The 14512-nt window shown below is 74.3% G+C and carries 13 protein-coding genes; 8 read left to right on the top strand and 5 right to left on the bottom strand.

From position 1 onward, the window contains the following. Positions 1-55: 55 nt before the first annotated feature. The 3 genes from COUCH_RS17990 to COUCH_RS17980 all read right to left on the bottom strand — a co-directional run bounded on the left by COUCH_RS17990 (position 56) and on the right by COUCH_RS17980 (position 2559). Complete coding sequence (locus COUCH_RS17990; RefSeq protein ID WP_249613249.1) at positions 56-1654, bottom strand: gluconokinase; 1599 nt, start codon at positions 1652-1654, stop codon at positions 56-58. Between the two features lie 72 nt (positions 1655-1726). Continuing rightward, positions 1727-2257 carry an SRPBCC family protein gene (locus tag COUCH_RS17985; RefSeq protein WP_249613248.1) on the bottom strand — a complete coding sequence of 177 codons (531 nt, stop codon included), beginning with the start codon at positions 2255-2257 and terminating at the stop codon, positions 1727-1729. After that, positions 2254-2559, bottom strand: coding sequence for an ArsR/SmtB family transcription factor (locus COUCH_RS17980; RefSeq protein ID WP_249613247.1), 306 nt, complete (start codon positions 2557-2559; stop codon positions 2254-2256). The genes COUCH_RS17985 and COUCH_RS17980 overlap by 4 nt, the downstream gene beginning before the upstream one ends. A 64-nt stretch (positions 2560-2623) precedes the next feature. On the opposite strand from COUCH_RS17980, the gene COUCH_RS17975 reads away from it, so the two are divergent. Next, a complete protein-coding gene (locus tag COUCH_RS17975) occupies positions 2624-3862 on the top strand; it encodes a glycosyltransferase (RefSeq protein WP_249613246.1) in 1239 nt (412 codons plus the stop codon). 264 nt (positions 3863-4126) lie between these two features. Here COUCH_RS17975 and COUCH_RS17970 read toward each other — a convergent pair whose 3' ends face one another. Next, on the bottom strand, positions 4127-5410 hold the full coding sequence (locus COUCH_RS17970; protein ID WP_249613245.1) for a citrate synthase: 1284 nt from the start codon (positions 5408-5410) through the stop codon (positions 4127-4129). A 195-nt stretch (positions 5411-5605) separates the two neighbouring features. Between COUCH_RS17970 and COUCH_RS17965 the strand changes: the two genes are divergently transcribed. From COUCH_RS17965 to COUCH_RS17935, 7 genes are all read left to right on the top strand, one after another. Then, positions 5606-6466, top strand: a complete 861-nt coding sequence (locus COUCH_RS17965) for a universal stress protein (protein WP_249613244.1) — start codon at positions 5606-5608, stop codon at positions 6464-6466. Positions 6467-6522: 56 nt separating this feature from the next. Then, positions 6523-8781 carry a putative bifunctional diguanylate cyclase/phosphodiesterase gene (locus COUCH_RS17960; protein ID WP_249613243.1) on the top strand — a complete coding sequence of 753 codons (2259 nt, stop codon included), beginning with the start codon at positions 6523-6525 and terminating at the stop codon, positions 8779-8781. Positions 8782-8921: 140 nt separating this feature from the next. After that, positions 8922-9095, top strand: coding sequence for a hypothetical protein (locus tag COUCH_RS17955; protein WP_249613242.1), 174 nt, complete (start codon positions 8922-8924; stop codon positions 9093-9095). Positions 9096-9232: 137 nt separating this feature from the next. Beyond that, positions 9233-10012: an exodeoxyribonuclease III gene (locus tag COUCH_RS17950; RefSeq protein ID WP_249613241.1), complete on the top strand. Its 780-nt coding sequence runs from the start codon at positions 9233-9235 to the stop codon at positions 10010-10012. 82 nt (positions 10013-10094) lie between these two features. Further along, positions 10095-11810 carry a PP2C family protein-serine/threonine phosphatase gene (locus tag COUCH_RS17945; RefSeq protein WP_249613240.1) on the top strand — a complete coding sequence of 572 codons (1716 nt, stop codon included), beginning with the start codon at positions 10095-10097 and terminating at the stop codon, positions 11808-11810. Then, entirely contained in the window at positions 11810-12853 is a 1044-nt protein-coding gene (locus COUCH_RS17940) for a cobalamin B12-binding domain-containing protein (RefSeq protein ID WP_249613239.1), read from the top strand. Before COUCH_RS17945 ends, COUCH_RS17940 begins: the two co-directional genes overlap by 1 nt. 222 nt (positions 12854-13075) lie before the next feature. Next, positions 13076-13312: a hypothetical protein gene (locus COUCH_RS17935; RefSeq protein WP_249613238.1), complete on the top strand. Its 237-nt coding sequence runs from the start codon at positions 13076-13078 to the stop codon at positions 13310-13312. 395 nt (positions 13313-13707) lie between these two features. On the opposite strand, the gene COUCH_RS17930 is transcribed toward COUCH_RS17935, so the two are convergent. Continuing rightward, positions 13708-14505 carry a LamG-like jellyroll fold domain-containing protein gene (locus tag COUCH_RS17930; protein WP_249613237.1) on the bottom strand — a complete coding sequence of 266 codons (798 nt, stop codon included), beginning with the start codon at positions 14503-14505 and terminating at the stop codon, positions 13708-13710. Positions 14506-14512 lie beyond the last annotated feature (7 nt).

Below are 14512 nucleotides of genomic sequence, written 5' to 3'. Positions count from 1 at the left end.
GACCATGGGCCCGCACAAGCTCGCAGGCCTCAGCCCGCCGGCCAAAAGGCTGGCCTCAGCCGCCCTGGGCCCGCACGCCTTCCGCCTTGTTGCCGCCCACCGCCTTCTCCGTGCCGGGCAGCGGCGAGGGGGCGATCCGGTCCAGCTCGGTGAGCACGTCGGTGACCGCCAGCGCCGACTTCTCCACCAGTGGGCGCATCCGCTTGTACAGGGCGGCGTCCTCCGGGTCGGGCCGGGTGTGGGCGGTGATGGCCACCAGGGCTGCCGCCTCGTCCAGGTCGGGCAGGTGGCCGATCGCGTGCAGGCCGAGCAGGCAGGCGCCGAGCGCGGTGCCCTCGGGGGTGTCGGCGATCGCCACGGGCAGGTCCAGCGCCGCCGCGAGCACGCCGACCCAGAGGTCCGAGGCGACCGCGCCGCCGGTGGCGCGTACCTCCGTCATCGGGACGCCCTCGGCGTCGAAGGTGTCGCGGACCAGGGCGAGTTGCTGGCACACCCCTTCCACGGCCGCCCGGACGAGGTGCGCGCGCCCGTGCTCGCGGCGCAGGCCCAGGTACGCCCCGCGCATGCCACCGCGCCACCAGGGCGCCCGTTCCCCCAGCAGGTACGGCAGGCAGAGCAGCCCGTCGCTGCCGGCGCGTACGCCCTCCGCCTCGGTGAGCAGCGCGGCGTCGCGCACGTCGGCGTCCTCGCCCTCCGCGGCGGGACGGTCGAAGCCCCCTGCCATCGTCTGGCCGGCCCAGCGCACCACCGAGCCGGCGTTGTTGATCGCGCCGCCGAGCACCCAGCGGTCCTCGGTGAGCGCGTAGCAGAACAGCCGGCCCGCCTTGTCCGCGGTGGGTCCGCCGACGACGGTCCGCAGCGCCCCGCTGGTGCCGAGCGACACCGCGGCGACGCCGGCCGGGGTGGCGCCGACGCCGAGGTTGGCCAGCGGCCCGTCGGCGGCGCCGATGACCAGCGGCGTGTCCGGCGGCAGCCCGGCCGCCCCGGCGACGTCGGCGTGCAGCTTCAGCGTGGTGGTGGTCGGCACGACCTCGGCCAGCCGGTCGGCGGTGATCCCGGCGATGTCGAGCGCCTCGGGGTCCCAGCGCCGCTGGTGGATGTCGTACAGCCCGGTGCCGGAGGCGATCGAGAGGTCCACGACGAACCCCTCGCGGGCGAGGCCGCCGAGCACGAGCTCCTTGACGCCGCCCCATCGCGGGGTGTCGCGCAGGACCTCCGGGTCGGTGGCACGCCACCAGGCGAGCTTGGCCAGCGGAGCCATCGGGTGCACCGGGGTGCCGGTGCGCGCCTGCAACGGCTTGGCGCGGCCGGCCTCGGCGAGGGCGTCGCTCTGCGCGGACGAGCGGTTGTCGGCCCAGGTGATCAGCGGGCCCCGCGGCGAGCCGTCGGGGTTCATCGGCGCGAGGCCGTGCAGGAACGCGCTGAGGCTGACGGCGAGGACCCGGTCGCCGCGTTCGCGGCACTGCCGGGCCACGGCCACGAGGGCCTCGACGGCGGCGTCGCGCAGCTGGGTGGAGTCGAGCTCGGCCCGGCCGGGCCCCGGCACGGAGAGCGGGTAGTGCACGCTGGTCACGGCGCGCACCTCGCCGTCCATCCCGGCCGCGATGCCCTTGGTGGCGGTGGTTCCGGTGTCGATCCCGATGACGACGTCCATGCATCCTCCCCGATCGTCCCGGCCGGCGACGCGTACGGAACATGCCCGATCCGGTGCCGCGTCATACCGACCTTAGCGAGACGGACCGGCGAAGCTCTTCTCGTACGCGGCGCGCAGGTCGTCCCAGCCGTGCGCGAGGGCGTCACGGCCGCGGATCACGCCGACCGGATCGCCGTCGAGCAACCGGGCGAGCACGGCCACGCACAGGTGCCAGCCGGCCGCGAACATCGGGGCGCCGTCGCGGTCGCCGACAGTGTGGCGCAGGGTGAGGCGGGTGCCGCCGCCGGTGTCCCCGAGCTCCCAGCGCAGCAGATCCTCGCCCCACGTGTACTCGAGGAGGGCGGGCGGTTCGGCACGCCGTACGGTCGCCGGGGTGCCGGTCCGGTCCGGGCCGTCGACCATGGTGAGGGTGACGTCGCCGGGGTGCGACAGGTCCCGCCCGGCGGCGAAGGGCGCCCACTGGTCGAGGCGGTGCGGGTCGGTCAGCGCCGACCAGACCTTCTCGCGGGGATGCGGCAGCTCACGGATGAACACGAGCGTCCAGCGGTCGCCGGCGCTCACCACGGTGGCGCCGCCGGCCGGGCCGGGATCGAGCGGGGTCATGACTCCTCCAGGTGGCGTTCGAGCGCGTCGAGGTGCCGGTTCCACATCCGCCGGTACGGCGCCAGCCACGCGTCCAGCGCGCGGAACGGGCCGGGTTCGAGGCGGTAGATGCGGTGCTGCGCCGCCGTACGGCTGGAGACGAACCCGGCCTCGCGCAGCACTTTGAGGTGCTTGGAGACGGCGGGCTGGCTCATGTCCAGGGTGGCGACGAGGTCTCCGACGCTGCGTTCGGCGAGCCGCAGCTCGTCGAGGATGCGGCGGCGGGTCGGCTCGGCCAGTACGGCGATGGCGTCCACGGGCACGAGCCGACTATTCCACCGAGGTTATATAACCGTCAAGGCATGCAGGGGATGCGATGATGGCGGGGTGCGGGTGCTGATCGTGACCTCCGGCTCGACCGGCGACGTGGCGCCGTACACGGGTCTCGGGGAGCGGCTGCAGGCCGCCGGCCACGAGGTCACCATCGCCACCCACGAGCCGTTCCGCGACTCGGTGACGCTGCCGTTCGTGCCGATCCCCGGCGACCTGCGCGAGATCCTGCGGCGCGCCCCGGGCCAGGACGGCAGGAGCTCCGGCACCGGCCCGCGCGCGCTCGTACGGCTTCTGCGCATCGCCCGCCCGCTGGTGGCCGAGATGGGCGACGGGATCGCGGCGGCGGCCGAGCGGATCCGGGCCGAGGCGATGCTGCTGTCGACCGTCGTGGCGCCGCTGGGCTACCAGGTCGCGGAGGCGGCCGGCATCCCGTGGGCGGGCGTGTTCCTGCAACCGGTGTTCCCGACCGGCGACTTCGGGCCCGTCCTGCTCGGCGGGCGATCCGCGGGACGCCTCGGCAACCGGCTCCTGGGTCACCTCACCGAAGCGTCGGCGCGGCCGTTGTACCGCGGCCCGGTCCGTGACCTGCGCGACCGGCTCGGGCTGCCCCGCAAGCCCCTGCGCCGGCTGCAGGGCGAACAGCAACAGCGGTGGCCCACCTTCCACGGGTTCAGCCCGTCGGTGGTGCCCCGGCCCGCGGACTGGCCGCCGTCGCAGGAGGTGGTCGGGTACTGGTGGCCCGCCCGGCCGGCCGGGTGGGCACCGCCGGCGGAGGTCGAGGAGTTCCTCGCCGCCGGGCCGCCGCCGGTGTTCATCGGCTTCGGCAGCATGGCGCCCGGCTACGGCGCCCGCCTGGCCGGTCCCGTGCTGCAGGCCGTGCGCGCGGCCGGGGTGCGGGCGATCGTGCAGGCGGGCTGGTCGGGCCTGCGCGCGGAGGACGACCCCGCCGTGCTCAACGTGGACTCGTTGCCGCACGACTGGCTGTTCCCGCGGGTGGCGGCGGTGGTGCACCACGCCGGCGCGGGGACGACCGCGGCGGCGCTGCGGGCCGGTGTGCCCGCCGTACCGGTGCCGGTCAGCGCCGACCAGCCGTTCTGGGCGCGCCGCCTGCACGCGCTGGGTGTCGCTCCCCCGCCGATCCCGCTGCCGCGGCTGACCGCGCCGCGGCTCGCGGCGGCCCTGCGCGCGGCGACCACGTCGCCCGCCCTCCGCGAGCGGTCCGCCGCGATGGCCGGGCGGTTGCGTACCGAGGACGGCGCCGCGCGGATCATCGCCTGGCTCGACGCCCTCTGAGGCCGCCTCACAGCCTCCCAGGCTGGGCGAAGGCTCGGGAAACGCGGGCGACGGCCTCGCAGAACGGGCGCGACGGGCGCCGACACCGGGGCGACGGCCCGGGAGAATCTGAACGCCGGCTCCCGACGCGGGCGACGGCCTCGCACCACACGAGCGACGGCCCCTGAAACCAAGGCGACGGCATCCGAGGGCGGGACGGCGGCCTTCGAGACACGCGAACGGCCGCCCCGGAGAGCCGGGACGGCCGTGCAGACGCGGGAAGGCTCAGCGCTCGGTGATGGGCACGAACTGACGCTCGCCCTGACCGGTGTACAGCTGACGCGGCCGGCCGATCTTCGTGGTCGGGTCGGCCATCATCTCGCCCCACTGCGCGATCCAGCCGGGCAGCCGGCCCAGCGCGAACAGCACCGTGAACATCTTCGTGGGGAAGCCCATGGCCTTGTAGATCAGGCCGGTGTAGAAGTCCACGTTGGGGTAGAGCTTGCGGGAGACGAAGTAGTCGTCCGCGAGCGCGATCTCCTCGAGCTGGAACGCGATCTCCAGCAGCGGGTCCGGACGCTCCATCGTGGCCACGACCTCCTGGGCCGCCTTCTTCACGATGGCGGCGCGCGGGTCGTAGTTCTTGTAGACCCGGTGGCCGAAGCCCATCAGCTTGACGCCCTTCTCCTTCGCCTTGACGCGACGGACGAAGGACTGCACGTCGCCACCGTCGGCGCGGATGCCCTCGAGCATCTCGAGGACCGCCGAGTTGGCGCCGCCGTGCAGCGGGCCGGAGAGCGCGTTGATGCCCGCGGCCACCGAGGCGAACAGGTTGGCCTGGGCCGAGCCCACGAGGCGCACCGTCGAGGTGGAGCAGTTCTGCTCGTGGTCGGCGTGCAGCACGAACAGCATGTCGAGGATCTTGGCGACCTTCGGGTCCACCTCGTAGTTCACGGTGGGCAGCCCGAACGTCATGCGCAGGAAGTTCTCGACGTAGTCGAGCGAGTTGTCCGGGTACGGCAGCGGGTGGCCGATGGACTTCTTGTACGCGTACGCGGCGATGGTCGGAAGCTTCGCCATCAGCCGGATGCCGGAGATCTCGACCTGCTCGGGGTCGGTGGGGTCCAGCGCGTCCTGGTAGAACGTCGACAGCGCGGTGACGGCCGACGACAGCACCGCCATCGGGTGCGCGTCGCGCGGGAAGCCCGAGAAGAACGTACGCATCTCCTCCTGCAGCAGCGTGTGCACGCGGATCTTGTCCGCGAACTCGGCCAGCTGCGCCGGCGTCGGCAGCGCGTCGTGGATCAGCAGGTACGACACCTCGAGGAACGACGCCTTGCCGGCCAGCTGCTCGATCGGGAAGCCCCGATACCGCAGGATGCCGGCGTCACCGTCGATGTAGGTGATCGCCGATGCGCACGAGGCCGTGTTCACGAACCCCTGGTCGAGCGTGACGTAGCCGGTCTCCTTGAGGAGGGCGCTGATCTCGATACCGCCCGGGCCCTCGACGGCCTCCCGTACCGGCAGGGACAACTGGCCACCGGGGTGGTCGAGCTTGACATCCGTCATGTATTTCCCTCACTTCACCGGCAGATGTCGCCAATAACCTGCCGTTCACCGTAAACCCTCAAGCTGAACGGGTCATCAGGCGGTCGACCGCTGAGGGATTGATCACCGACCGCCGCTCCCGGGAACACCATAGATAATGGTCTGTGGACCGCGTCGTCGCGGTGCGGAGTCGGTGAGCGCGGAGGTGGTGAACCGATGCAGATTCCGGGCGCTGCTCCTGTCGTCGTCGGTGTGAACGGAACGGCGAGCGGTCTCGCCGCCGTCCGGCTGGCCGCCCGCGAGGCGGTGACGCGCGGGCAGCCGCTGCGCATCGTGCACGCCTTCACCTGGCCCGGCGCCCGTTCCCACAATGATCCTCCGGATTACGGCAGCGCGCGACACGACGCGGAAATGATCGTGCAGCGGGCGGCCGCGACCGCGGAGCGCAGCGTCCCCGGCGTCCGGGTCGGCGGTCTGCTCGTGGACGGCCAGCCGGTACGCGAGCTGCTGCGGCAGAGCCGTACGGCCTCGCTGCTCGTGCTCGGCGACGACGACCTGGCGGCCACCCACCGGCTGCCGGACGACTCGGTGCTCGTGCAGACCGTCGCGCGGGCACGGTGTCCCGTGCTGGTGGCCCGGGGCATCCGCCCGCAGGCCGGGCCGCTGCTCGTGGCGGTCGACCGCTCGGCCTGCTCCGAAGGGGCGCTGCGGCTGGCGGCGGACGAGTCGCTGCGGCGCCGGGTCCCGCTCGAGGTGGTGCACGTGGTCACCGGCCCCGCCGGGGAGCCGTCCGGCCGCCGGCTGCTGGCGTCCGCCGTACGCGGCCTCGCCGGGCCCGCGGGCGTACGGGCCCGGCTGCTGGTCGGGGAACCTGGCCCGACCCTCGTACGCGCCTCCCGGTCGGCGCGCATGATGATCGTGGGGCCGCGCGGCGCCGGCAGCACCTCATTGCTGGGCGCCGTGGCGGGTGAGTTGTTGCGCCGCTGCGCCTGCCCGACGATGTTCGTCCACGGAATCCCTGCCGCGCGGGGCCGGGACGACGGTACGGTTCCCACGGCGGACGCGCTGATGAGCTGACCGGTGCCAGGGGGCGATGCGGAGTGCGATCCACTGCTCCGCCCTCCCGTGCGCACGTGTGGTGGCGGGTGTTCGCCGTGGGCGGTGTGGCGGCGACGGTGCTCTACCTCCTCGACCTGTCCCCCGTCACCAACGGGGTGGGCTTCGCCGTCATCGCCCTGACCACGGTGTTCGCCTGCTTCACGGCGCCGCGCCGGCTCGGCGCGCGGCCGCGCGCCGCCTGGATCGCCATGGGCATTGCCGCGGTCTGCTTCCTGGTGGGGGTCCTGCTCCGGCCGTACGTGACCGCTGAGCCGCTGCTGGCGGACGCCGCGACGGTCCCCGGGTACGCGCTGCTGAGCGTCTTCTTCGCGCTGCTGCTGCGCTCGCGGGGCAGCACCGAGCGGCACGCCCTGCTCGACGGGCTGATCGTCTGCCTCGCCGGCGGGCTGGCCAGCGCCCTGCTGCTCGCCGCCCCCACGGCGGCGATCGCCGACCGCCCCGCGATCCAGTCGGTGCTCGCCGCGCTGTACCCGCTCTTCGACGTCGTGCTGCTCGCGGCGTGCATCAACTTCACTTTCACCGCGCGCGTGTGGCCGCCGTCGCTGAAGTTCCTGATCGCCGGCATCGCGATGATCGTCACCGGCGACATGGCGTACGCGATCATCGGCGTGTCCGGGCAGACGTACGCGTCCCCGCTGCTGGACGTGCCGTTCCTGCTGGCGTACGCGATGCTCGGGGTGACCGCCCTGCACCCGTCGGTCGTGCAGCTGGGGCGCGCCGACCGGCATCCCGTGCAGGCCTGGTCCTGGCGGCGCATGCTCCTGCTGGCGCCCGCCGTGGCCACGCCGTTCGTGCTGCTCGTGACCGTCGGCGGCAGCTCACCGGCGTTCCGGCTGCTGATCGGCGCGTGCGGCCTGGCGATCGTGACGCTGCTGGTCCTGCGCGCGGTCTCCGCCGTCCAGGCGCACGTGGCCGCCCAGCTGCACTCCGAGTACCAGGCCATGCACGACCCGCTGACCGGGCTGCCCAACCGCCGCCGGATCACCTCGGAGGTGGAGCGGCTCGCCGCCACGACGCCCGCCGACGGACCGGAGCGGGTCTGGGTGTGCTTCCTCGACCTCGACGGCTTCAAGTGGGTCAACGACTCGTGGGGGCACGACGCCGGCGACCAGCTCGTCATCGGGGTGGCGCGGCGGCTGCGCGCCGCGGTGCCGCCCGGCGTCATGCTGGCCCGGGTCGGCGGCGACGAGTTCGTGGCGGCCACCGCCTGCGACGAGCCCGCGGCGCTGCGGCTCGTCGACGCCGTCCAGGCCTGTTTCGCCACGGCGGTGCCCGTCCGCGACACCGAGGTGGTCATCAGCGCCTCGATCGGGCTCGCGCACGCGCCGGGCGGCGGGGAGCCCGCGAAGGCCGCCGAGGCGCTGCTGCGCGACGCCGACACGGCCATGTACCGGTCCAAGGCCGAGGGGCCGGGCCGCGCGACGATCTTCGACGCCTCCATGCACGACCGGGTCCGCGAGCGCATCGAGCTGGAGGGCGCCCTGCGTACGGCTCTGGCCGAGGAGCAGCTCACCGTCGTCTACCAGCCGATCGTGCGGCTCGACACCGGCCGGCCGTGCGCCGCCGAGGCCCTCGTGCGCTGGCACCACCCGCAGCGCGGGCCGATCCCGCCGATGACGTTCATCCCGGTCGCCGAGGACTCCGGCCTGATCGACGCGCTCGGCACGTTCGTCCGCAACGAGGCGCTGCGCCAGCTGGCGATCTGGCGCGCCGACGGCACGGTCGACGCGGACTTCTACCTGTCGATCAACGTCTCCCCGCGGCAGCTCGCCGATCCGCGGCTGGCCCAGATCGTCGCCGGGGAGCTGGCCCGGCACGGCGTACCGGCCCCGGCGGTGGCGCTGGAGATGACCGAGTCGGTGATGGCCGACGGCGGAGGCGTGGCGGCCCGGGTGCTGTTCGAGCTGCGTGAGCTGGGCGTACGGCTGCTCGTCGACGACTTCGGCACCGGCTTCTCCGCGCTGGGCTACCTGCGGCAGTTCCCGGTGACCGGGGTGAAGATCGACCGGTCGTTCGTCAGCGGGCTGGGTGAGAGCGCCGAGGACGAGGAGATCGTCCGGGCCGTGGTGGCGATGGCGCGGGCGCTGGGGCTGAGCATCGTCGCGGAAGGCGTGGAGACCCGTACCCAGCGCGACGCGCTCGCCGCCGTGGGCGTGACGCAGGCGCAGGGCTGGCTGTGGGGACCCGGCGTACCGGCCGGCGACTTCGCCCTGCACTGGGCCGCGGACCGGCACGTGCCCGGCCCCGCGCCGGTGACCGTCCGGCATCCCTGAGCGCGCATCACCTTTCCCAGGACGTGACAAAGGTCTCGTCCCCCACTGGCGTACCGCCCCGGGTCTCCGGCATTATTCGCTCGCCGGGGTCCTCGCATCGGAGCCCGCACTGCCGATCATGGGGACAAGGGAGGCGACACATGGCGACTTTGATCGGATCCGACGGCTCGGTGATCTGGCTCGTGGCCGTCCTGCTCGTCCTGGCCTCGGGCCTCGCCGCCGCCCTGCTCGCGGCCACCCGCGCGGACGCCGCCCCGATGCGGGCCCAGCGCCGCTCGCCGGACCGGCCCGCCCGCTTCGCCCCGGAGCGCTGACCCGCATCCCGGCCGCTCACACAGCGCCGGCACCCGGCGGGGCCCCGCGCGCACGCAGCGCCGGCGCCCGGCCGGCCCCTCCGACTCGCCCGGACTGCTGAGCGGCACCGCGCCGCCGGATACGGCAGGCTAGGCGGATGCGCTTCGCGACCTGGAACGTGAACTCGGTCAAGGCCCGCCTGCCCCGCCTCCTCGAATGGCTGGAGCAGACCCGGCCGGACGTGCTCTGCCTGCAGGAGACCAAGGTCAGCGCCGACGCCTTCCCGGTCGCCGAGGTCGCCGCACTGGGCTACGAGACCGCCGCGTACGGCCAGGGCCGCTGGAACGGCGTCGCGCTGCTGTCCCGCATCGGCCTCGACGACGTCCGGCGCGGCTTCGACGGCGAACCGGGGTACCCCGATCCCGAGGCGCGCGCCGTCGGCGCCACCTGCGGCGGCATCCGGTTCACCTCGATCTACGTGCCCAACGGCAGGACGCCCGAGGACCCGCACTACACGTACAAGCTGTCCTGGCTGGCCGCGCTGCGCTCGGCGCTGGCGGAGCAGAAGGGCCCCGCGGTGCTCACCGGCGACTTCAACGTGGCGCCCACGGACGACGACGTCTGGGACCGCCGGGTCTTCGCGGGCTCGACGCACGTCACCCCGCCGGAGCGCGACGCCCTCGCCGCGCTGCGCGAGCTGGGCTTCACGGATGTCGTGCCCCGGCCGCTCAAGGGCGACCGCCCGTTCACCTACTGGGACTACCGTGCCGGGATGTTCCACCAGAACAAGGGCATGCGGATCGACCTCGTGTACGCCACCGCCGACGTGGCCGCCGCGGTCCGCGACGCGGTCGTGGACCGGGAGGCTCGCAAGGGCAAGGGACCCTCGGATCACGCGCCGATCGTGGTCGACACCGACCCCGGTTCCACCTTCTGAGCCGCGCCGCCCTCCCGGCCTGCGCGTAGGCTGGGCCGGATCACGCACCTGTCGGCGGGCAGAGACGGAAAGGAGGACCGCGGTGACGGCACAGCTCCCGATTCAGCATGGGACCGTACGGACCGGCACGATGGCGATCGGTCCGCCCGCCCCCGCCCTGCTGCGGGCCGCCCTGGACGCCTCCGGCGAGGCCATCATCGTCTGCACCGCCGGCACGGACACGGTGGTGCTGGTCAACGCGGCCGCCGCCGAGCTGGTGCCCGGGCTGCGCCCCGGCGTCGCCGCCGGTGACGGCCCGCTGCCGGCCCTGGCCCGGGCCACCGAGGACGACGCCGCAGCGTTCACCGAGGAGCACGAGGGCCGCACGCTGCAGGGGACGCGCCGGCCGCTCGGCGACGACCACTACGGGTGGTACCTGCGCGACACCACCGAGGAGCAGCGCCGGGCGCAGGCCTTCGACACCGAGCGCGCCCGCACGGCGTTCCTCGCCGAGGCGGGACGGCGGCTCTCCGCGTCGCTGCACCAGCGGCGCTGCCTGCGTACGACCATCGAGCTGGCCGCGTCCCACCTGGCCGACGCCGCGATCGTGGTGTTGCCGGCACGCCGCCGGCAGAGCGAGTGGATGCGGCTGGTCGGCGGCGGCACGGTCGAGGAGGGCACGCTGCGCGAGGACCTGCTCGCCGAGGTCCCCGGGCTGGAGGAGGCGCTCGCCGGCTTCCCGCCCATCCCGAGCCGCTGGCTCGACGCCAACCAGGTGCCCGCGTGGCTGCTGCCGGAGGGCTTCGGCGAGGTCGGGGCGCTGCTCGTCACGCCGCTGCCGGGCAACGCGGAGCCCGCCGGCGCACTGATCCTGGCCCGCCGCGGCCACGGCACCGTGTTCTCCCCCGAGGACGAGATGCTGGCCCGCATCTTCGCGGCCCGCGCCGGCGCCGCGATCTCGGCCGCCGCGCTCTACCGCGAGCAGGTTGACACGGCCGCGATCCTGCAGGCCGACCTGCTCCCCCCGGACCTGCCCCGGCCCGACGGCATCGAGCTGGTGGGCTCGTACCAGGCGGCCCGCGACGCGCTGCGCATCGGCGGTGACTTCTACGACGTCTTCGAACCGACCGAGCGCAACCCGAACACCGTCGTGGTGCTCGGCGACGTCTGCGGCAAGGGTCCCGAGGCCGCGGTGCTCACCGGCAAGATCCGTCAGACGCTGCGCGCGCTGTGCCTGGTCGAGGACGACCCGGCGGTCATGCTCAAGGTGCTGAACCGGGCGCTGCTCGGCTCCAGCCGCCAGCACCGCTTCGTCACGCTCGTGCTGGGCGCGATCAGCCGCGCCGAGCACGGCCGGGTCCGCATCGACCTGGCCACCGGCGGGCATCCCGTACCGCTCGTGCTGCGCGCCGACGGCAGCGTGGAGCAGGCGCCCGTCAAGGGCACGCTGGTCGGGGTGGTTCCGGAGATCACCGTACGGCCCGCCACCATCGAGCTCGCCCCCGGCGAGATCTGCCTGATGTACAGCGACGGCCTCACCGAGGCGCGCGGCGGCGGCGGCGGCCACGAGCAGTACGGCGAGACCCGCCTGCGCGACGCCCTCGCCGGCTGCCACGGCATGCCCGCCGACGCGGCCGTGGAACGGGTCCGCCAGCTCGTCTCCGACTGGGTGCACGGCGGTGTCCGCGACGACATCGCCATGCTGGCGGTCCGGGCCCCGGCCCGCACGAAGCTCAGCCTGATGGACACCGGCGTACCGGCCGCGTCCCCGTTCGCCATCGACGCCCGGCGGGGTGACAGGAGGTCCCGCACCCGCTGATGACCGTCTTCACCTCGAACCCACCCCGCTCGCTCGACGACCCCGGCCTCGGCGACCACTTCCTGAGCCTGGTCGGCGACGGCGACGAGTACGGCGCCGTCGACCTGGTCACCGGGCTGCTCGACAACGGGACGCCGGCGCAGCGCATCATGCTCGACCTCATCGCTGCGACGCAGAGCCGGGTCGGCGAGCTGTGGGCGGCCAACGAGTGGTCGGTCGCCCGCGAGCACGCCGCCACGGCGATCAGCGAACGGGTGCTGGCGGCCGTGTCGGCCCGCACGACCGTCCGGCCCACCCGCGGGCGCATCACGGTCGCCTGCGTCGACGGCGAGTGGCACGCGCTGCCGGTGCGGATCCTCGGCGAGATGCTGCGCCTCGACGGCTGGCGGGTCGACTTCCTCGGCGCCAACGTGCCCGGCCCGCACCTGGTCACCCACCTGCACCAGACCGGCCCGGACGCGGTCGCGCTCAGCTGCATGATCGCGACCCGGCTCCCCCGGGCGCACACGGCGATCACCGCGTGCCGGTCGGTGGGCGTACCGGTCATCGCCGGCGGCCGCGGCTTCGGCCCGGACGGCCGCTGGGCGCAGAAGCTCGGCGCCGACGCCTGGGCGGCCGGGGCCGAGGAGGCGGTGGCGCGGCTCGCCCACCAGTGGCCGCCGGTCGTCGGGGACCCGTACGAGACGGCGTTCCTCGGCGACGACGAGTACACGTACGTGGTGCGCAGCCGCGGCGACCTCGTCCGCACGGCCCTCGACACGCTCGCCGCCACCTACCCGCCGATGGCCGCGTACGACCAGCGCCAGCACGACGCGACGGTGGAGGACCTCGGCCATATCGTCGACTTCCTCGCGGCGTCGCTGTACGTGGCCGACCAGCAGATCTTCACCGGCTTCGTGGAATGGACGGCCGTCGTGCTCGAGGCGCGCGGGGTGCCGCCGGTGGCGTTGCAGGTGGGCCTGCGGCTGGTGAAGGACCAGCTGCGCGACTACCCGGCGGCCTGCGCGACGCTCGAGGCCGGCCTCCGCCTGACCACGCGATAAAGAGGTCGCACGACCGGCCGGGGCCGACTACCGTGTCGGCATGATCTCCTGATTCGCTGCCCCGCTCGCCTTCCCCGGGTCCCGCCGCCTGCGCGCGCCGGCCCGCCCGAAGGCCGCCTGCCGCATCCTCCGGCACCGGGGTGGTTCGTTGCGGCACAGCCCGCCGTGGATCCGCCGTGACCGGCACCCGGGCCCGTCCCTTCCCTCTTTCAGGAGGCACCCTTGCCTGCTCAGCCCTTCTCCGTGCACGTGGACGCCGACGACCTCGCGCGCCTCGACCTGGCGGCGGCCGTGCCGCTGCCGTCCGTGACCGCCGGCGGCGACGACCGCAAGCCCGCCGCGGACCACCACGGCGCCCGCGACAGCCGCCAGGCCGCCCGGGAACGCTCCGGGCGCGCCCGGTCCGGCCGGGCCGCGAGTGCGTCCGGCGGTCGCTCGTACGCGTTCCGCCGCAGCTGACCGGGCCCCGCCCGCCGCGCTGAGCGGCGCGGGCGTCCGACCGGTATGGCGATGGCCGGGACCCTCGGGTCCCGGCCATCATCGTGTGCGGGCCCGGGCTACAGGGAGCCCGCGTCTCCGCTCGGTCGTTCAACCACTCCTTCCGGCCGCCCGGGCGCCTCGGCCGCGGATGCAGCCCTGCAGTGGCCCGGCGCCTCGGTGCGGCAGCGGCCCGGCATCGGCCGCCCAGTGCAACCGGACCAGCGCAACCGGAACGGCGCGGCCGACCACGGTCATCGCAACCGTGTGAGCGCGGCCGACCGCGATCAGCGCGGCGGTCGGCGCAGCCTGCCACTGCACCGCCGGTCAGCGCGGCCGGCCGCGATCACCGGGGCTGGTCGGCGCGGCCGGCTGGGTCAGCCCACCCGGGCCCAGACGTCGTCGAGCAGGCCGTGGAACATGTCGCTGCGGGTGTGGAAGTTGGGGCCGCCGATGCGCAGCGGGAGGCTGTTCGAGATCGACAGCGTGGCCGGGATCGTGACGTGGCCGCGGGCCGTGCCGTCGACGTAGACCGTCAGGTTCGCGCCCGAACGCTGGCACATGATGTCGTGCCATTTGTTGTCGGCGATACCGCTCGACGAGCGGACGATGTGGGCCACCGCCGTGTCCGAGCCGGTGCCGACCACGACGCACTGGGCCTTGCCCTGGTTGGCGCCGATCTGCATCTTCCACTGGCTGTCGGTGTCCGCCACGCCCTTCTGCATGACGTTGGACGAGTCGGTGACCTGCGCCTTGGTGAGGCGTACGGTCGCGCCCCAGCGGAAGAGGCGGGTGCCCGGGTCGAGGTCGGCGTCGTCGGTGCCCTCCAGCAGGACGCGGGGGCAGGTGGCGGCCGAGGCGGCGCAGGGCGCGGTGAACGCGGCGTACTTGTCGGAGGTGGTGCCGTTGAAGTGGATGCTGCCGCCGTCCGCCCGGCGGACGGTGAGGGCCGAGCCGCGCCCGGAGCGGTCGGCGATCCTGCCGCCGCCGACGGTGCCGGTGTCGAACGTGTACCGCGCGACCGTGACGGGCGCGGAGTTGACCGGGGCCGCCGGTGCGGCGAGCGGGCCGGCGGTGCGGGCGGGGGCCGCGGACGCCGGCGCGGGCAGGGCTGCGGCGGCGGCGAGGGCGGGCAGGGACAGGATCAGTGCGGTGAGTCTCGAGTGGTGGTGCATGCCCAAA

It is taken from the genome of Couchioplanes caeruleus, assembly GCF_023499255.1.
In the GTDB taxonomy this organism is placed as follows: Bacteria; Actinomycetota; Actinomycetes; order Mycobacteriales; family Micromonosporaceae; genus Actinoplanes; species Actinoplanes caeruleus_A.
This window is presented reverse-complemented; position numbering and strand designations above follow the sequence as displayed.

What these genes read in the sequence shown, in the direction of transcription:
- COUCH_RS17930 (WP_249613237.1), bottom strand. Translation starts at nt 14,505, where the DNA reads ATGCACCACCACTCGAGACTCACCGCACTGATCCTGTCCCTGCCCGCC.
- COUCH_RS17965 (WP_249613244.1), top strand. Translation starts at nt 5,606, where the DNA reads ATGCAGATTCCGGGCGCTGCTCCTGTCGTCGTCGGTGTGAACGGAACG.
- COUCH_RS17990 (WP_249613249.1), bottom strand. Translation starts at nt 1,654, where the DNA reads ATGGACGTCGTCATCGGGATCGACACCGGAACCACCGCCACCAAGGGC.
- COUCH_RS17940 (WP_249613239.1), top strand. Translation starts at nt 11,810, where the DNA reads ATGACCGTCTTCACCTCGAACCCACCCCGCTCGCTCGACGACCCCGGC.
- COUCH_RS17950 (WP_249613241.1), top strand. Translation starts at nt 9,233, where the DNA reads ATGCGCTTCGCGACCTGGAACGTGAACTCGGTCAAGGCCCGCCTGCCC.
- COUCH_RS17985 (WP_249613248.1), bottom strand. Translation starts at nt 2,257, where the DNA reads ATGACCCCGCTCGATCCCGGCCCGGCCGGCGGCGCCACCGTGGTGAGC.
- COUCH_RS17970 (WP_249613245.1), bottom strand. Translation starts at nt 5,410, where the DNA reads ATGACGGATGTCAAGCTCGACCACCCCGGTGGCCAGTTGTCCCTGCCG.
- COUCH_RS17955 (WP_249613242.1), top strand. Translation starts at nt 8,922, where the DNA reads ATGGCGACTTTGATCGGATCCGACGGCTCGGTGATCTGGCTCGTGGCC.